The sequence below is a fragment of the Bacteroidota bacterium genome (genome assembly GCA_039111535.1).
In the GTDB taxonomy this organism is placed as follows: Bacteria; Bacteroidota; Rhodothermia; order Rhodothermales; family JAHQVL01; genus JBCCIM01.
The window spans coordinates 1-18,337 of record JBCCIM010000141.1; the positions used below are offsets into that span (position 1 = coordinate 1).

At 49.4% G+C, this 18,337-nt stretch carries 16 protein-coding genes; 7 read left to right on the top strand and 9 right to left on the bottom strand.

Annotated features, from left to right (window positions below; all coding sequences use genetic code 11):
* Positions 1-919 (top strand): aldo/keto reductase (locus tag AAF564_18840; protein MEM8487615.1); only part of this gene is annotated, 919 nt, incomplete at its 5' end.
* Between the two features lie 60 nt (positions 920-979).
* Entirely contained in the window at positions 980-3,679 is a 2,700-nt protein-coding gene (locus tag AAF564_18845; GenBank protein ID MEM8487616.1) for a family 16 glycoside hydrolase, read from the top strand.
* Positions 3,680-3,879: 200 nt separating this feature from the next.
* On the opposite strand, the gene AAF564_18850 is transcribed toward AAF564_18845, so the two are convergent.
* From AAF564_18850 to AAF564_18875, 6 genes are all read right to left on the bottom strand, one after another.
* The gene (locus AAF564_18850) at positions 3,880-5,331 is read right to left on the bottom strand and encodes a hypothetical protein (GenBank protein ID MEM8487617.1); all 1,452 of its coding nucleotides are present in this window, start codon (positions 5,329-5,331) and stop codon (positions 3,880-3,882) included.
* 167 nt (positions 5,332-5,498) lie between these two features.
* Complete coding sequence (locus AAF564_18855) at positions 5,499-6,353, bottom strand: SDR family oxidoreductase (GenBank protein ID MEM8487618.1); 855 nt, start codon at positions 6,351-6,353, stop codon at positions 5,499-5,501.
* A gap of 25 nt (positions 6,354-6,378) precedes the next feature.
* The gene (locus tag AAF564_18860; protein MEM8487619.1) at positions 6,379-7,299 is read right to left on the bottom strand and encodes a sugar phosphate isomerase/epimerase family protein; all 921 of its coding nucleotides are present in this window, start codon (positions 7,297-7,299) and stop codon (positions 6,379-6,381) included.
* 69 nt (positions 7,300-7,368) lie between these two features.
* Positions 7,369-7,914 (bottom strand): Gfo/Idh/MocA family oxidoreductase, encoded by a 546-nt coding sequence (locus AAF564_18865; GenBank protein MEM8487620.1) that lies wholly within the window; start codon positions 7,912-7,914, stop codon positions 7,369-7,371.
* Positions 7,811-8,521: a Gfo/Idh/MocA family oxidoreductase gene (locus tag AAF564_18870; protein MEM8487621.1), complete on the bottom strand. Its 711-nt coding sequence runs from the start codon at positions 8,519-8,521 to the stop codon at positions 7,811-7,813. Before AAF564_18870 ends, AAF564_18865 begins: the two co-directional genes overlap by 104 nt.
* Before the next feature lie 109 nt (positions 8,522-8,630).
* Complete coding sequence (locus AAF564_18875) at positions 8,631-9,161, bottom strand: NUDIX hydrolase (GenBank protein ID MEM8487622.1); 531 nt, start codon at positions 9,159-9,161, stop codon at positions 8,631-8,633.
* A 215-nt stretch (positions 9,162-9,376) separates the two neighbouring features.
* On the opposite strand from AAF564_18875, the gene AAF564_18880 reads away from it, so the two are divergent.
* From AAF564_18880 to AAF564_18900, 5 genes are all read left to right on the top strand, one after another.
* Entirely contained in the window at positions 9,377-10,270 is an 894-nt protein-coding gene (locus AAF564_18880; GenBank protein ID MEM8487623.1) for a DUF6625 family protein, read from the top strand.
* A gap of 24 nt (positions 10,271-10,294) precedes the next feature.
* The gene (locus AAF564_18885) at positions 10,295-11,200 is read left to right on the top strand and encodes a DUF6625 family protein (protein ID MEM8487624.1); all 906 of its coding nucleotides are present in this window, start codon (positions 10,295-10,297) and stop codon (positions 11,198-11,200) included.
* 159 nt (positions 11,201-11,359) lie between these two features.
* Entirely contained in the window at positions 11,360-13,726 is a 2,367-nt protein-coding gene (locus AAF564_18890; protein MEM8487625.1) for a hypothetical protein, read from the top strand.
* Complete coding sequence (locus AAF564_18895) at positions 13,719-14,717, top strand: glycosyltransferase family 2 protein (GenBank protein MEM8487626.1); 999 nt, start codon at positions 13,719-13,721, stop codon at positions 14,715-14,717. Before AAF564_18890 ends, AAF564_18895 begins: the two co-directional genes overlap by 8 nt.
* A gap of 6 nt (positions 14,718-14,723) precedes the next feature.
* Positions 14,724-15,773: a hypothetical protein gene (locus tag AAF564_18900; GenBank protein MEM8487627.1), complete on the top strand. Its 1,050-nt coding sequence runs from the start codon at positions 14,724-14,726 to the stop codon at positions 15,771-15,773.
* 3 nt (positions 15,774-15,776) lie between these two features.
* On the opposite strand, the gene AAF564_18905 is transcribed toward AAF564_18900, so the two are convergent.
* From AAF564_18905 to AAF564_18915, 3 genes are all read right to left on the bottom strand, one after another.
* A complete protein-coding gene (locus tag AAF564_18905; GenBank protein MEM8487628.1) occupies positions 15,777-16,343 on the bottom strand; it encodes a 2OG-Fe(II) oxygenase in 567 nt (188 codons plus the stop codon).
* A gap of 186 nt (positions 16,344-16,529) precedes the next feature.
* Positions 16,530-16,955 (bottom strand): hypothetical protein, encoded by a 426-nt coding sequence (locus AAF564_18910; protein ID MEM8487629.1) that lies wholly within the window; start codon positions 16,953-16,955, stop codon positions 16,530-16,532.
* Positions 16,956-16,977: 22 nt separating this feature from the next.
* Positions 16,978-18,337, bottom strand: a 1,360-nt coding sequence (locus AAF564_18915) for an ATP-binding protein (protein ID MEM8487630.1), incomplete at its 5' end; no start/stop codon positions are given.

Below are 18,337 nucleotides of genomic sequence, written 5' to 3' on the forward strand. Positions count from 1 at the left end.
CATGGGCACAGACCTGATTGGCAGTAAAATAGACCAGGACACCTCGTTCTCTCTTTTCGACTTCTTCCACGAACGCGGCGGCTCGTTTATCGACACTGCTAACTTCTATGCCAGTTGGTATGAAGGATGTGTTGGAGGGGAAAGTGAAACTACGATTGGTAACTGGATGAAGGCCCGCGGCAACCGGCAGCAGATCCAGATTTCTTCAAAACTCGCTTTTGATTATCCGGGCTGCTCGGGCGGATTAACCGCAGCAGAAATTGAGCGAGAATGCGAGAAAAGCCTGAAGCGCCTGCAAACCGACTACATCGACGTCTATTATGCCCACCGGGATGATTTTGAGACGCCCGTCGAAGAAACCATGGAGGCATTTGACCGACTGATAAAAGCCGGCAAAATAAGGGCAATCGGAGCGAGCAATCTCTGGTTGTGGCGTATTGCTGAAGCCAACATGGTCAGTCAGCTCAACAACTGGGCGCAGTACGCCGTTGTCGAGCAGCGGTACACGTACCTCAGGCCGCGGCATGGTGCTGATTTTGGCCCGCAGATCTGCATCGACGAGGACATGAAGCGCTATGCTGCACACCACAACATAACGCTCATCGGCTACTCCATCCTGCTTCAGGGCGCCTATACGCGCGATGACAAACCCATGCCGGCCCAGTTTGCCGGCCCTGAAGCAGATGACCGCCTCGCCATGTTGGCCGCCATTGCCAGCGAAACAGGCGGCACAATGAACCAGGTTATCGTTGCTTGGATGCGTCAAAGCAGTCCGTTTGTGCTGCCCATCATAGCCGGCAGCAAAACAGCCCAGCTTGATGAAAACATCAGCGCCCTGGACCTCACCCTCTCAGCGGATCAAATGGAACGCCTCAACACCGCCGGCAATCCAGATGTAAAAAAAGCCTGGCTGCGATAGCCCGGCTTATCCGCCCCAGATACTACCTGCAAACCACAGGTTGAAACAATGAACAATCCCATGACAGCAACTTCTGCTTTCAGGGTCATGCTGCGTGCTGCTGTAACTGGGCTCGCACTGATCCTCACCTTGCCCCTTAACCACGCCTTTGCACAGGCCAACGAGGTTATTTTTTCTCCCGTAAAGATCGATGGCCCAGTACACGACCCTACCATAAACAGCTACTGGTATGGTCCGTTTTCAGAGACGGCCTCCGTACTCGATGTAGACAACGACGGCGACTACGACATCGCTGCCGGCAAACACTGGTATGAAGCGCCGCTGTGGATCAAGCACCGCAACTACCGCCCCGGTGCTGATCGCAACGGCCCTGAGACCGAGAGCAACAGCGAGTTTGCACTCGACGTTAATGGTGACGGCTGGGACGACATCGTCAGTTCAGGCTGGATGTTTATGAAAGGCGCTTACTGGTATGAAAACCCAAAGCGCCCCACTGCAGCCGGCGAGCAATGGAAATCGTATAAAATCCACCAGGCTTTCAACATGGAAGGCGTGATTCATGATGATATCGATGGAGACGGGGATGAAGACATCCTTGTTAACCACTGGTCGCTTGTTGACGGCCAGGGCATGACGTGGCTCGAGCATATCGACGAAGCGCCATGGTTCATCGAACACGTGATTGGCCGAGAAGGTGACACCCACGGCAATGGCCTTGGTGACATCAACATGGATGGGCGCATCGATATCATAACGGGCCAGGGCTGGTACGAACAGCCCGAAGTGGCAACGGACAAACCCTGGACTTTTCATGCCGATTGGCAGTTCCAGTCAGCTGATCCTTCGCGAGCGGGCGCTACAGCTCACCCGGACCTCGTCTATGACGTAAATGAAGATGGACTCAACGACATCATCATCGGCTCCGCGCACGCGTATGGGCTCGCATGGTATGAACAAAAACTGGGTGCAGATGGCACGCGCTCTTTTGAACACCACTGGATTGAAACCGACTATAGCGTTTTTCACACCCTGGCGCTTGGCGATCTCAACGGTGATGGGAAAGATGACCTGATTGCAGGCAAACGCCTCTTTGCCCACTATGGCGGCGATGTTGGAGTGGGCGACCCCTCTTTTGTCTTCTGGTACGACATCAAAGGCGGTGAATTTGAGCGGCATATCCTGTCCTATAATCATGTACCCTATTATCCGGACCAGGGCAGCATAAACCCACCACCAAACAACGTTGTGGGCGTGGGCATGAAAATCAACGTCAAAGACATGGATAAAGATGGCAGAAACGATGTCATCCTGGCCGGCAAAACCGGTCTCTATGTTTTCTACAACCAGGGTACGCCGCCCAAACCAGATTTCCGCAGTTTGATTGCCGGCCGGCCGTCTATCAAAAATCTCGCCTCCTACTACACGTACCCGACGTGGCGTCAATGGCCCGAATACAAAACCCTCTTTAATGGTCATGACTTCACTGGATGGAAGGTACCCAAAGGCGGCGAAGGGCACTGGGTTGTAAAAGACTACATGATCGACTACGACGCCAACACAGAATCGGGCAGAAATAGCGACAAAAACCTCTGGACAACCGAGTCTTTTGGCGACTTCGCCCTGCACGTGGAATGGCGATTCAAAGAAGCTTCAGGGCTTCACGACATGCCCTTTATTCTACCCGACGGCAGCTACAAAAATGACGAAAACGGAGAAGTGATCAAAACACCGACACCCAACTCCGATTCGGGTATCCTGCTCCGCGGTTCAAACAATCAGGTAAACTTGTGGAACTGGAACGTTGGCTCGGGTGAACTATGGTCGGTTCGCAACAACAAGGATGCCACCCCCGAACAACGCGCAGCAGCCGTACCCACCAAACGGATGGACAACCCCATCGGTGAGTGGAATGCGATGGACATCATGGTTATTGGTGACCGGGTATCGGTAATGCTGAATGGTGAATGGATCATTGAAGATGCCCATGTACCTGGCCTCCCGGAAAGCGGCCCAATCGGCCTTCAGCATCACGGCGGAATTGATAAAAAAACGGGTGAGTATGTGGCAACGTCCAGCCTGATTCAATTCCGTAACCTCTGGGTTCGTCCTATTGATGGGCCATTACTCGCACTGGAAGATCCGGCAGACAGCGAAGAAGGCTGGGAGACGCTTTTTAATGGCGAAGACCTTACCGGTTGGCTCACAGGGCCCAACAACAAGTTTGTTGTTGAAGATGGCGAACTTACCGTTAAACGGGACAATCCTGACGGCCAGGAGCACAACCTGGATTACCTCTGGACAACAGGACGCTATGACGATTTCATCCTCGACCTCGAATTTAAGGTAGTTGATGGGACCAACAGCGGCGTATTCTTTCGCACAGACGACGTCATGGATCCTGTATGGACAGGACTTGAAGTTCAGGTGACCAGTTCACATGGCCATAACGGCATCACACGGACCGGTACAGCCGGCGCTATCTATGACATGTTAGCGCCCACCAAAAATGCGGTTAACCCCTCTGGAGAATGGAATACCTACCGACTGAAATGCGTGGACAGCAAAATCCAGGTATGGCTCAATGAAGAGCACGTGGTTGATATGGATATTGCACATTGGCGAGAAGCCCACATGAATCCGGATGGCTCCCGCAATAAATTCCCCACACCCGGTACCGCGTTCGCACGTGAAGGACACATCGGCCTGCAAGATCATGGAAAACCGGTGTGGTATCGGAATATTAGAATAAAGAGGCTGTGAGAGGAGTGAGGAGTGAGGAGTGAGGAGTGAGGAGTGAGGAGTGAGGAGTGAGGAGTGAGGAGTGAGGAGTGAGGAGTGAGGAGTGAAAGATAGTAATTTTGTGTTTAGCGCAAGGGCTCAGGAGCTTGATTTTTCAAAGATCTGCTGAGCCTTTGCGTCAAAAAAGGGCCATCAAAACTCCTCACGCTCACTCTTCTCACTCAAAACCTAACCAACATTTTCACGAAGCCTTTGTCAAACCGCTTCACCACGGTGTTGAACTGGTGCGTATCGCCATCGATGTCGTAGGCGCCGCCCATTTCAAAATGGAAGCGATTGGATGCTACAAAACTCATACTAAATACCAGCCTGTTGTTGAACGGCGCTACGTAGATGTATTGCTGTGTCCAACTTTTGGTAATCTGCCGACTGGCTTCGACATCGATTTGATCTCGCTTGAGTGACATGTAACGGAATTCAGTATAAAAGGGCACTTTGAAGGGTTGGATTTTAATACCGACATCCAGAACCCACCGCGTTTCTGCGTGATCAAGCGCATGAGGCAATACTGAAATAGAGAAATCGTCACCGTCCTGCGTGTCCGTGTATCTGTCCCTCGAAAAACGGATAAATGGCCGAAGGCGGCCCATATATCCATACACAAATCCACCGAACTTACGCGTTTGCTGCGTGGTCCTGTACGCACCGGCAAAAGGGTTACCATCCGCACTGCGCGTCAGGTGATCTCGGTCAGCATAAAAAAACAGGCCTGTAGTGGTATGCCGAGAGCGCACATCTACAGAAGCATTTACAAAGCCGGCTCCCCGTTTCTGCTCATACATGAATGCCTGTTGGCCCTTGTCCGTAATGGCATCTCGGCGTTGTGGCTGCACGCCAAAAGAAACATCCAGATGATAGAAATGCGACTTTGGCGTTCGATATCGACCTGAAAAAAATATGGGAAACGTTTTAAAGGTGGTCTGCAAATGCCCGCCATTTGGGATCCGTGGGTCGTCGTCGTTCCCAACTGTATTTACCAGATTGTTGAGATAATTCATCACCGTCACATCTAGCTCAGCGTGCCCCAGCTGTTCGCTTTCAACCTTATATGACAGGGTTAAATCGAGGTCTTGTTTGAATTCAGACAACGTGTGATTGAGCGAAATCCTGTGTTGGTTGAACGTGTGTTCATAGCCAATCTCAATGAGGGCACGTGTCCCTCTTGCATGCTGTTGCGGATAGAAGTTGATCAGGAAATTTGCATCGGCCCCAAGCGCCGCATCCATATGCAATTGAGAGAACATGGCCAGGCTCCCTTTAGAGTAGCTCCCAAACCGCATCCTGTACCCTTTCGGTTGTTGATACCAGTTGAAGGACGCATTGAACTGATGCCCATGCATCCAGTTGTCCAACTCATATTCGCGCTTGACAAGCGGCGTATAGACGCGGGCAAATCCACGGTCGTAAAATTGTTCGTTGTAGGCGTGGGTTTCATCAAGCAGTTGCAGGCGTGCCTGGACCGACCAATCGTAGGTTGTCGCATGGGTTGGGGTTTGATGCACGTATTCTTGCGCAACGGCTTCAAGCCTCCCTGCAATTATTATAAGCAGTACCACGTGCACGCCTGTAGTAAAGCGTCGGCCGGCGTGTGTCACAATCGAAAAATTAACCATCTATTGCTGGGATGAGAGATGCAAAAGATCAGCTGTTGATAATGTAGACACGTGTGTGATTTTGCTACATGTATCCATGCATTATGCTCAACATAACACAGTACCACAGCTAATAGCAGCTATCATGCCAGAGCGGCCTATATGCATAAAACGGGCTAAAACAGCGATTAGATGCTGTAAGAGGAGAACCCGCCATCAATTGGAATAACGGTACCTGTGACAAACCTCGAAGCGTCGGAAAGCAGGTAAATCACTGTCCCGATTAATTCTTCGGGTTCACCGTATCTACCCATAGGCGTGTGCGCAAGTACTTTCTTAGCGCGCGGCGTGTATTCTCCTGTCTCCTGATTGATGTGCAGAAACTTGAGTTGTTCGGTAAAGAAAAAGCCTGGTGCCAGTGCGTTCACGCGAACGCCCGCGTGCGAGAAATGTACAGCAAGCCACTGCGTAAAATTGGCAACGGCGGCTTTTGCTGCGGAGTATGCGGACACCTTCGTGAGCGGGGTCAACGCACTCATCGAGGAAATATTAATGATGGAGCCGGCCTCCCGATCAGCCATTCCCCGCGAGAACACTTTGGTTGGCAAAAACGTGCCCAGGAAATTAAGGCTAAACACAAACTGGAATCCTTCAAATTCCAGGTCGAAGAAACTGGTCAATGCCTCATTCTCAGCATCCCCCTGCTCAAAAAACGGGTTGGTGGTTGTACCACGCGGGTCATTTCCTCCAGCACCGTTGATTAGATAATCTGGCGGGCCCCAAAGGGCTACGATCTGCTCGTATACGGCCTGTAATTCTGCTTCTTTCAGCACATTACAGGGAAATGCCTTGGCAATGCCACCCGCTGCAACTATGTCGTTTACGGTAGCCTCGGCGCGTTCAGCGTTCAAATCCAGGGCAGCGACCTTAACACCGATCTGTCCGAGTGCCCGAGCAAGTGCCCCACAAAGGGCCCCGCCCGCACCTGTAATTACGGCAACGCCACCGGAGAGGTTGAACTGGTCAAGAATGGGATTTGACATGGTAAATGGGGTTGGAGGTTAGGCATTATTCCGCAGGAATAAACTGACGCAAATAAGTGTAGCTCTGTTTAATCGCGAGTTTTCTACGGGCAAGGGTGCCTTCATATGCTCGGTCTTCTACTTCAACACAAACGGCGCCGTCGAAACCCGAGTCGGTTAAAACAGAAAAGAATTTACCCCAGTCTACATCACCCATCCCGGGCAGTTTGGGCGTATGGTAATCATTCGGATAAGCCATCGTACCTACTTCATTCAGCCGTTCCTGGTCTACCCGAGCGTCTTTGGCGTGTATATGGTAAAGCTTATGGGCAAAATCGCGCATAGGTTTGAGGTAATCCATGTGCTGCCATACCATGTGAGAGGGGTCATAATTCAGTCCAAAATGGTCGGATTCAAACGTTTCATACATCCGTCGCCAGATTGCCGGCGTGTGCGCCAGGTTTTTGCCGCCGGGCCATTCATCTTTTGTGAACGACATGGGGCAGTTTTCGATGCCAATTTTGATATCCCGCTTCTCCGCATATTTGATAATCGGCCGCCAGGCTTTCTTGAACCGGGGCCAGTTTTCGTCCACGTTTTTGGTCCAGTCGCGGCCAACAAACGTATTTACATTTTTCAGTCCAAGTGTTTGTGCTGCCTGTATCACTTTTTTGATGTGGTCCTGGTATACCTTGGCTTCTTTTTCGTCGGGGGCTAGCGGATTCGGGTAATAGCCCAGGGCACTGATGGTAACGCCCGTTTCTTCCATCAGGGCGTGCACAGCTGCTGCTTCTTTTTTGCCAAAGCCCTCTACATTGATGTGGGTAATGCCTGCGTATCGCCGGCTGGCTTTCCCTTTCGGCCAACACATGACCTCCACACAATCATACCCAACTTCAGCAGCGTATGTGAGCACTTCTTTCAAAGACAACTCGGGCAGAATGGCACTGACAAATCCTAGTTTCATGGTTTGATTGGTTGAAGGTTGCTAGTTGAAGGTTGAAAAGTTTACGAGATGCGGCAATCGACATTCGAACTATACCGTTACCCAGCGTTCTTCGCGGTGGCTTTTCAAGATGGCATCACAGAGTTCAATTTCCCGGTGGCCTTCTGCGAAGGTTGGATATAGTGCATCTTCGGCGGGAATTCCTTCTGCGATGGCGGTATAGAAAGCGCGGAAACACTGTTTGAACGAGTCTGGATAGCCTTCGTTGTGACCACCAGGATAGTTAGCAAACGGCCATGCCAGGTCTGAAAGCAGGGCAGGATCTCTGCCTAGAATTTCGTTGGGTTTATCCCGGTAGCCCAGCCAAAGGTCGTTGGGGTGCTCGCTGGACCAATGTAAAGCGCCTTTTGAGCCGCTGATTTCGTATTGCATGGTATTTTTTCTGCCAGCCGTAACCTGCGAAACCCAGAGTACCGCGCGTTGCCCACCACTGAAGCGAAGCAATACAGTGCCGGCATCGTCTGTGGTAATATCAATGTCTTCTACCTCTGTGGGCGCCTGGCCTTTTACCGCTAAAGGTGGCCACTTCGCCGAGCGGGCGTTTACGTACGGGATGCACCGTTTTGAGGTCAGCAAACACGGCTTCCACTTCGAGCCCAGTGATGAACGAAATCAGGTCCATCCAATGCGTGCCAATGTCTGAAACAGCCCGTAGTTCTCCGCCCTGCGCTGCAAGTACGCGCCAGTTGTAATCCGTATCGTACAACAACCAGTCTTGCACATAGCTGCCTTTGATGGCCAGGACTTCGCCAAGCGCGCCACTGCTGATGCGGGCTTTGGATTCGAGGTTCAGCGGGAAGTACCGCTGGTTGTAGCAAACGCCGGCGGCAAGCCCCGATGCTGCAGCCAGTTGCACCAGTTCTGCAGATTCATCCGCCTGCATTGCCAATGGCTTCTCACACATCACGTGTTTGCCAGCAGCCAGCGCGCGTTTTGACATGTCGTAATGCAAGACATTTGGTACCGCCAGATGCACCACATCAACCCGGTCATCTGCAAGCACTTCTTCGAAAGATGCGTACGCCTTTTCGAGACCCATTTGATGCCGGGCAGATTCCGACTTGGCCGGCGAACTGCCCATCACACCGTGCACACGCACACCTAGCCGTATCAAAGCTTCAACGTGAACAGGCCCTATAAATCCTGTACCAACAACAGCTGCGCCTAATTTGTGTATATCCATGCCTGTCTCCTGTTAGACTTGTCTCCTGCGATCATCATAAGGGATGCGCTGGAAATTAGATGGCGGCAAACGTTATTTCAAGGGGCAACCCATTTTTATAAGTCTGGCTTTACAAGAACCGCGATTTGACCCGACCCCATAACACATCGTGATCAAATGCAAGGGCTAGCGCATCAATTTCATCCTTTTGCGCCCATTTGTAGGCAGAGACCTCATCGCCGGCAATGGCATCCGCATGATCTACTGTTGCAAAATAGGCAATGTCGAAAATGTGATCGCGCGGGTCGCGTTTGGGATGGGACCGCACATCAATGAGTTGCAATTTGGACCGGTCCAGTCTGATTCCTGTCTCTTCATACAGTTCGCGCACGGCAGCGTCTTCGATTTCTTCTTTTCCTACGTCCAGAAATCCGCCGGGAAACGCAAAGCAGCCTTTAAACGGGTTGATATCCCGTTCTATCAATAAGAAACTGTTTTTGGATATATCGAACAGTACAACGGTGGCTGCGACGCTTGGGTGGGGAAATTCGTAAGCGTAATATTGTTTACCGTTGACTGCTTCCACCATGAACACATTGGCAACAGGCGCACCTGGTGCCGGCGGCAGTATTTTGCCTGATTCCCCAAATTCCTTTGTCATGTTGTCCTTCCTTCCAGGGTCCATGGGGTATGCCTGATAACTAGTTGTTAAATGGGGTTCTATCCTATATTTTGAAGCAGCTTCACGATGCACTGCTGCCAACCCTATGAGCCGAAATCTACAAAAGTGTTGTAACAAAGACAGACCCATACGTTTGTTCTGCCATTTTTAGAGAAGCTCCGAAATTTTCGGCAATCCGAATCAGATGCTGTAATATGATGTCCCGCCGTCTTTCATACAGCCCGATTATCGATGAAGCCCTAGCTCAGAAAGAGATGGGAATTTGTCTGATCAACTGTTTCTTTGGCCAGCGGCCCGCTGGTCTCTCGTTCGTATTGGATGCGTTTGCTCAAAATACTACAGTTAATTTTCTGCTTTTCTCTGATTGCATCTCGCCCAACGATACGCCAGATAACATAACAGTGATTCCCAGTACACTGACAGATATTAGGAAACTGGCTGCGGCAAAACTTGGCCTACCGGTGCATATTACCCACCCTTACAAGCTCTGTGATTTCTATGCAGCTTACGGGAAAATTTTTGAGGACTACCTCGTGCCGTTCTCTTTTTGGGGGACAGTCGACCTTGATGTATTACTGGGACACATCCCCACATTTATCACATCCGGCTTACTCAACAACCATGATGTAATCAGCGGGCACGAAGATTATGTAGCCGGCCACTTTACGCTGTACCGAAACACCCCAGCAATCACAACCCTGTATTCCCAAAGCCATGATGTTGAGCGCGTTTTTCTTGCTGAAAAACATATGGGATTTGAAGAATGCGGGCAACGCTGGATGGAGTTTAGAAAACGCAAAAAACTGGCTTATTCGAAATCAAAAATAGACAGCATAACCCATGTTCTGCGCCGGCTGGCAAAGAAAAACCAGGCCCGCGTCAGTTTCAATCCTTTTGTCAGGGAACGAACACTCTTGCACAACACGCATTGGCTACTAGCCTGGCAAAACGGACACCTGTATGATGTAGTCGATGATCAGGAAATCTTGTATTTCCACTTTCACATGATGCAACCCGGTTTTCGAATTCCAGACTGGACCTCCTTGCCAGACACATTCTACATCAACAAACACGGCTTCTTTATCTGATTCCGTATTGTTCACAAACAACGCATGCAACTAACACCTGACATATCTCCCCCCAAAACCGGTGCCTCAACTGATGCTCCGGTACAGCAGTCAGTGTGTCTCGTTATTTGCTACTTTGGAAAAGCGCCAGCGTGGATGAGATTTTTCTTCAAATCGTGTGCACATAATCCCGATATCAACTTCCTCATTTTCACGGATTGTATCAGCCAGGAAGAGGCGCCGATAAATGTAAAGGTGGTTCCTTGCACGCTGGCGGACATCAGGTCGCACGCAACCAGCACGCTCCAATTCGATGCCGTACTGGATAGACCTTACAAGCTGTGCGATTACAAAGCAGCGTACGGAGCCATTTTCGCCTCGTATTTGTCACCCTACTCATTTTGGGGTATGACAGACCTGGATATTGTCTTTGGCGACATCACGGCCTTCATTACCACTGAATTGCTCCAGACTAACGATGTAATCAATGCACATAGCGATTACCTTGTTGGTCACTTTTCGCTCTATAGAAACGAAGCGCCGTACAACCGGCTATTTGAGATAAGCCGCGATTATAAGACGGTTTATACGTCCCCTAAGGTGTACTCCTTTGCCGAGTGCAACTTCGCATGGACTGCGTTTTCTCGTAAGCAAGCGCGCCTGACCGAAAAAGCAGTAGAAATCGAAAGCATGACCCATTTGGTCAACAGGCTTGCCGACACAGACCAACTTAAGACGTGCTTTCTGCCCCTGGTTAGAGAGAAGCCTCAACTACATAAGCAGAACTGGCTACTCCGCTGGCATAACGGTAAACTTTCAGACATAAGTCTGGACGAGGAAATCATGTATTTCCATTTCCATTTATTCAAAAAGTCGCCACGTTTCAGGATACCTGCCTGGCAGTCAATACCGGATACGTTCTATATCAACAAGCATGGTTTTTTTGCCTAAAGAACTACGCTTTACCTTACCCCCATTTGATCCCACACCCACAGAATTAGTACCAGTGCTATGTTACGATCTACCTTATTATTCGCATGCCTCAGTTTACTGATCATTGCAGTTTCTTCGTGTACCGCTAGCAAAGACATCGCTAAGAGCAGCGATGATATGATTGAGAGCGGCAAAGAAATGATTGAAGCCGGCCAAAACATTGTAGATGCCGGCAAAGACATGTTGCTACAAATTTTTGCTGAAGATGCTGCAGCGATAAACCTGGATGACCCTATCTGGGATTTCAACCAAAAAGAAGAGAAACGCAAAAACTGGTTCAAAGGAGAACGCAACTACTACAAGAAGAATTACAACGCCCAATACAGGCTGAAAGCCTTCTATGACATCAAAGATGACTCTACAATAAGAAGCGTGGTCCAGCAATGGACGTCACTTGGACCAGACGATATCAGCGGCCGGCTGATTTCTGCCCAGCTACACCCAACTGATGAAAACCAGCTATGGGTTGGATCTGCCAATGGCGGCCTCTGGAAAACAGACAATAGTGGTGAGTACTGGTACAACGTAACAGACGCGCTCCCCTCTATGGCTATCGGAGCTATCGCCCTCAATCCGAACGATCCCACTGACATGATGATCGGCACGACATCAGTTGTTGGAGCTGTTAGCGGTCTTGGTCTATCCAACTCATTTGCGCTGGGAGCAGGCGTTTTTCGATCGAAAGATGGTACCAAAACCTGGCATGAAGTCTTAGGTCCAGATGGGTACAGGCCAGAAGATATGCAAAACCGCCTCGTCAATAGCAATCAGCTCGTATGGCATCAAAACCATCCCGAATCGGTCTTTCTTGCCAGCAATCATGGTCTATGGATCTATGCATTAAGCAAAGAAGCCTGGCAAAAGGTATTTACCGACACCACATCCTCGCGTCACAAAGATAATTACGTATCACTGCTCATTAACGAAAAACAACCGGGACGCATCACAGTTGGCGGCTTAAAGGGTGGCGTGTTACAATCTAACGACAATGGAATGACATGGGAAAGCAAAAATGAAGGCCTGCCGTTACCAAATGAAAATTACCGCCTAAAAATGCTCACCCAATCTAAAGAATTCCCTGACGTCATTTTTGCTGATATCATCGTCCCGAAGAAACATAAGTCGCGCATCTACAAATCGAGTGATGGGGCCAAAACGTGGAAACAGATTAGTACAACACCGGAATTTGTTCAAGAACTGGCAGTGTCTCCAGTAGACACAAATCTGATCTTCGCCGGCGGAGTCCATCCTTTTCGTTCCACGGCAGGTGGTCGTAGTAAATTTAGAAAAGATACAAGCGGCACCGTCAGAGAGTATCGCACGTGGCGGGACGTGACCAAAAGAAGGGGATGTTTCGATATCGTGCATGTAGATCAGCATGGTTTCTATTTCTCAGATAACAATCCTGAATTGATTTATGCCCTGACAGATGGTGGCATTTATCGTTCGTTGGATCGGGGTAAGTGCTGGCGCGCCATCAATACCGGTCTTAGCACCTTGCAGATTTATGGTATGGCTTCCTCTCCCCATGATTCAGTATCAATTTCTATTGGTGCGCAAGACCAGGGCACCTTACTTACCAACTCCTACGGAAAAATTTGGACAAAACGCGTCACAGGGGACGGAGGCGCAACCTTGTTCGATCATACCCGCCCCAATATCATGTACGCTACAGCTGCAAATGGAAACCCGTGGAAACTCGTACGCGGCCGAGAACCCAGGCGTATTATACGGGGCATCGACAATGGTAAGACGGGCACCAGAGAAACCTCCTTGTGGATTGCACCGCTTACCATGACACCAGATTCTTCCCAAATCTTGTTTACAGCCAGGCTCGACTCCATTTATCGATCTACCAATGGTGGCGAAATGTGGACGCCTGTGGCCAACATTGAAACGGTTAATGTTATTACAACAGATATAATAAATCCTTCCATTGTATATGCCTATTCCAAGGCAAATGGACGAATACATCGCTCTTTGGACCGCGGGATAACGTGGGAGGAGCCAGCACTTTGTAATGAGCAAGAAATATGTACACCGGGAAACGATGTTTTTGACCTCGCAGCAGACCCGGATACTTCAGGCATCGTCTATGCAGTCCGTACGTCCAACAAAGATCAAATCTGGCGATCCCGCGATACAGGAAGGACCTGGCAGAACATTACATCGTCTACGTTCAATGATCTCGCGATATCTGTTCAAGATATTCTGATTGTCCCAAGCAAGACAGCGCAACAAAAACAAATTTATATAGGGACGGATATCGGCGTATTTTTGAAGCAGGCTGCCGTTTCAGATTGGATGTATATGGGTGGCAAATTCCCCGCAGCGATTGTAACGAAATTGAATCACAATGCAATAGACAACTCCTTGCGTGTATCCACTTTTGGACGCGGCGTCTGGAAAATGCAAATTCCCACAAGCATTACGCCTATGATTTTTGCAGGGGATAATGAAGATGGAAAGGCTGCCAATGAGTAGCATCAAAAAAGCGCTGGTAACTACCCTGCGAGATGCAGATGAAGTCTTGTCATCTTTTGTGCATTACCATTTGCAGATTGGATTTGACCACCTGTTCCTCTTTTTTGATGACCCCAAGGCAAACATCCCACAGTGGGTAAAGCAGCACGCCAAACTCACTGCATTTGCACGTAATGATGCCCTAGAGGACGCATGGTCAACAACGTCATCTTTTCTCATTCCGCAAATTTCGCGAAGTATCGATTCAGAGGCCATGTCACGGCAAATATTGAATGCTGAATTGGCGTTACGCGAGGCGTACTACAAAAAGATTCGATGGCTCCTGCATATCGATATCGATGAGCTATTTTATCCAGAAGAGACTACTGTTGATGCACACTTTCAACGCATGGAAGACCTGGGATTGGCGTGCATTTCTTATCCCAATCTGGAGGGCGTAACAGAGCAAAAAGCTATCAGCAACTATTTCAGAGAAGTGTCATTGTTCAAAATAAACCCCACAGACAAAGCAAATGCGGCACTCATCAGAGAAAATAGACCTCTGCTGAAACAGATCAACCAAATCCCACCTTCTTTTTTCCACTATTATGCTAGTCACAAGTCGGCGGTTCGCGTAACGCCCAACACCCTGCCTAAAGGCGTACACAACTTCTCTGTCCCAACAATCGGTAAATACCTAAAAACGTTCAGTGGCCCTGTTATTTTACACTACCCATGTTGCGGTATAGATCACTTTATTCGCAAATACAAAACCCTTGGTTCATTTGGTGACCGATGGTTTGGCCAGGGATCACAAAGGCGCATCAAAATTGAGTCGCATTTAAAAGGCCGGGACGTGGTTGGCTCAAACGACGAAGAGACAATTCAGTCTTACTATAGCAACAATTTTGTCTTTTCTGCGCCAGCATTGACCCGAGAATTGATAACCCGCGGACTTTGCCGGCGGATCACATCACCAGTTGCAATCCTGCAAGATGTCCAATACGTCTAGATGATTATGGATACGTTGCAGCAATCTTTACTTGATCATCTTTTCGACAACGCCTCTCTTTACGTCCGAGCGCTCGAACGCCGGCAACAACAGTTTGTGATCCAGGAGATGAGCCGGCAGGCTTACCGGTCCTCTTCTTTCCTCAACGAGCGCCTGCACGCCAGCAACGACCTGTTTTACCTTCTTCCTATGCAGGAAACGCTGGCCCATTTCGAAGCACAGGCGGTTAAAACGCATCCCATTCACTTTATTTTCCATTTTGCTTTTTGCGGATCAACCCTGCTAAGTCGCTGCCTTGATCATCCGGGGCATACAATGGTATACAAAGAGCCAGAATTGCTGCACCAGATTAGTTGCCACTTGCGCTGGCCATCTGAACCGCTTCCCGACACTGCATTGCTTAATTTTGCAATCTATTGTTTGCAACGCACAGTATTGCCTATGGAAGTACCCATTGTCAAACCAACAGACTCCTGTTCAAACCTTATCCATGCCTGCTTATCCACCCACCCGAATGCGCGCGGTGTGGTACTCTACTGTACTCTGGATCGCTTTCTATCAGCAACCTTAAAGTCGCCCAGGCGGCGGCATTTCATCCGAGGCATGTACAGCCGGGCCGTGGATGATTTCAAAGCAGTCGGGATAACCTTCGACCCTGGCAAAGCATCGCTTGCAGATGCAGAAGTTAGTGCATTTGTGTGGCTCAGTCTCATGTTCAGATACCGCAATTGGTTGAACATGGCGGAGGGGCGGCTGTTGGCACTCAGGATGCAATGCTGGTTAGAAAAGCCCGTAGCTGTATTACGACATCTGTCGACATTCATGGCGCTGGATATTCCACGCAAACTTATCGAGCAGACCGTAGAATCGGGAGCGTTTACCAGGGACGCCAAACTGACATCGCGGGTCTTCGACCAACGTGCGTATGCGCAGCAAGAAGAGGCCAGGCAAATGAAATTCCATGCAGAACTCACTGCCGGCAAATCCTGGGCTGAGAAGTTCACACGAGCCCACCCACTAGAAGATACACTTCCACACCAGCTGGTGCTCGACTAGCCCCTAAATCCAACTCACAGGCTCCGTGTCGAGCATCCAGATCACAGCCACGTACTTTTCACCTGATATAATTTCGTTTGCTTTATGCAAATAATCTGAAGGGAAAATCACGGCTTTGCCGGCTACTGGCTCGACTGTATAGTCTGACGATGGGAAGTAGGTACCACCGCCTTCAAAGTTGTCGTTCAAGTAGCAAACGACTGTGTAATATCGGTCGTTGTAAGCCTGGCCGTTATCACGATGGACGGCAAAAAAATCTCCCGGCACATATTTGACCAATTGAATATCTGTGTGCCTCAAAATGTCATGTTTCCATCTCTTAAAAATCAATGGCCTTATAATCGAACGAACTCTGGCATTGAACAATTCAGCTTCTTGAGAAGCTTTACTCAAGGACGCAGTTGTCGCAGAACGGACCTCTTTTGCTTCCTCGTTTTTGTATTTCCGCCCATTAACGCGGGCCGGCTTCCATGCGGTTTTAACTTTGATATCCTTTACTATATCATCAGCCTCTGCTTTATCAAGCAACGGCAATGTCAGGATGCCAGGCTGCGGTTCGCGAAATTGCATAGCTATTTCCCCAAGAAATTGCCTATAAAAATTAGGGTGTGGCACAAACTATTGTCGTGCTATACCACGGCTCCCCAGGGCCAAGGAGATTATCTACCTGTTGCAAAAAATCCCCATTGACCCCGCCCGTTACCTTACACAAGGCGATGTACAGGCATCGGTTAAGCCGTCGTAAATCAAGCGCCATCAATGCGTGGGCGCTGGTGGCGGACCGTCGTCATACGTGGGTGCTGGTGGTGGACCGTCATGCGTGGGTGCTGGTGGGGGGCCATCATGTGTGGGCGCTGGCGGTGGACCATCATGCGTTGGTGCTGGCGGTGGACCGTCATGCGTTGGCGCTGGTGGCGGACCATCATGCGTTGGTGCAGGTGGGGGGCCATCGGCCTCGTTTGCCGATCCCATGCCATTAGACGCACCATTGTGTCCATTGGAAAATCTGCGTGTGCGATCCAGGGTCAGAGTTAATGAGCCCAGGACGTCGTGCGATAAATCAATTTCATGATCGCGAAAAAGTTTTGACATATTTGCCAGAAACTCAAGCTTCAGACGAGGTTGATTTCGCAGATAACTTTGCAGTTCGGCTACCCGCGCCGTTCGTTGTAAGTCAGTCATATCGAGGATGGTTTGTGGGTTATTAAACAGAGCTATTTACTGGTATTCGAATAATAAATTCTGCGCCTTCTCCGGGTTCTCCAGCCACAGCCAGTACGCCGTTGTGGCCCTGGGTAATTATGTCAAAACTAAGCGAGAGTCCCAGGCCAGTATTGCCTGTACCCGGTGGTTTGGTTGTAAAAAATGGGTTGAAAATTTTGGCTTTTACGTCTTCATCAAGCCCCGGCCCATTGTCTTTAATCCGAATTTCGAGTTCGCTTACAGTTCTACGTCCAGAAATACACACGCTGGCCTGAAAGCTTTCATCTCGCTTACTGGCGATTTCTTTCAATGCATAAAATGCGTTATCCAGGATATTAATGATTACACGTTTAAAATCCTGCGCGATGATCTTTATTTCGCCTAAATCGGGTCCAAAATTTCTATCAATGGTGATACTAAATCCATTCAACTGCTCTGTTGCGCCCATGTATGCTAAATCGATGGCCTGATTCAGGACACGTTCCATCGAAACAGTTGTCTGGACGCCGCTTGATGTCCGAGAGTGTTCCATCATATTTTTAACGATGGAGTCTGCACGCAAGCCGTGTTGGTTGATCCGCTCCGTGTTAAGCGTAAGGGTGGTCAACATATGCTCTATTTCATCTCGGGAAGCATCACTCATGCGATCGCTTTCTTCTTGCAGCAAATCTTTCAAGTCGTCCATGAGATTCGAGGAGATCCTGGCAAAGTTTACAACAAAATTGAGTGGGTTTTTTATTTCATGTGCGATGCCGGCTGTGAGTTGCCCAAGCGATGCCATTTTCTCGGCCTGCACCAACTGGCTCTGAGCAACTTTCAGCTGTTTCATGGAGTCTTTTAAAGCATCATACGCCTCTTTGAGCTCTTCCGCTTTTTGAAGTTCAACTTCCTTCTGCTCATTTTCGGCTTTCAGTGCGCGCGCATCTGACTCAGCAGCCTTGAATTTTAATTCTGCAGCTTCTGCGCGTAATTCAGCCTCCCGCATCTGCATTGCTTCGCGTTCTTTTTTGAGTAGGCGGGCCCGTTGATATCGATCCACCAGCACAACACTGGCAGCAAACAACGACAGGTAGAGTCCAAAAGCCCAGTAGCGAAGCCACCAGGGAGAAGCAATGATTATGTCGAATTGCTGGACGTCTTCAGACCACGTGCCATAGGCGTTAGCAGAACGCACCATAAATGTGTATTTACCTGGGTTCAGGCTTGTGTAGGTAATTTTCCGCTCCATGGTAGGTGCTCGCCAGTCTTCATCATACGAAGCAAGCATGACCTGGTATTGGTTTTTTTCTGGCCTGCTAAAATGCAACCCTACAAATTCGATGGATAACTCGTTCTGATAGTGTTTGAGTGTTACGGCCTCA

Excerpts from the sequence above, each read along its gene's own strand:
- AAF564_18890 (MEM8487625.1), top strand. The coding sequence starts at position 11,360 with ATGATTGAGAGCGGCAAAGAAATGATTGAAGCCGGCCAAAACATTGTA.
- AAF564_18880 (MEM8487623.1), top strand. The coding sequence starts at position 9,377 with ATGATGTCCCGCCGTCTTTCATACAGCCCGATTATCGATGAAGCCCTA.
- AAF564_18855 (MEM8487618.1), bottom strand. The coding sequence starts at position 6,353 with ATGTCAAATCCCATTCTTGACCAGTTCAACCTCTCCGGTGGCGTTGCC.
- AAF564_18905 (MEM8487628.1), bottom strand. The coding sequence starts at position 16,343 with ATGCAATTTCGCGAACCGCAGCCTGGCATCCTGACATTGCCGTTGCTT.
- AAF564_18860 (MEM8487619.1), bottom strand. The coding sequence starts at position 7,299 with ATGAAACTAGGATTTGTCAGTGCCATTCTGCCCGAGTTGTCTTTGAAA.
- AAF564_18895 (MEM8487626.1), top strand. The coding sequence starts at position 13,719 with ATGAGTAGCATCAAAAAAGCGCTGGTAACTACCCTGCGAGATGCAGAT.
- AAF564_18870 (MEM8487621.1), bottom strand. The coding sequence starts at position 8,521 with ATGGATATACACAAATTAGGCGCAGCTGTTGTTGGTACAGGATTTATA.
- AAF564_18875 (MEM8487622.1), bottom strand. The coding sequence starts at position 9,161 with ATGACAAAGGAATTTGGGGAATCAGGCAAAATACTGCCGCCGGCACCA.
- AAF564_18910 (MEM8487629.1), bottom strand. The coding sequence starts at position 16,955 with ATGACTGACTTACAACGAACGGCGCGGGTAGCCGAACTGCAAAGTTAT.
- AAF564_18845 (MEM8487616.1), top strand. The coding sequence starts at position 980 with ATGACAGCAACTTCTGCTTTCAGGGTCATGCTGCGTGCTGCTGTAACT.
- AAF564_18850 (MEM8487617.1), bottom strand. The coding sequence starts at position 5,331 with ATGGTTAATTTTTCGATTGTGACACACGCCGGCCGACGCTTTACTACA.
- AAF564_18900 (MEM8487627.1), top strand. The coding sequence starts at position 14,724 with ATGGATACGTTGCAGCAATCTTTACTTGATCATCTTTTCGACAACGCC.
- AAF564_18885 (MEM8487624.1), top strand. The coding sequence starts at position 10,295 with ATGCAACTAACACCTGACATATCTCCCCCCAAAACCGGTGCCTCAACT.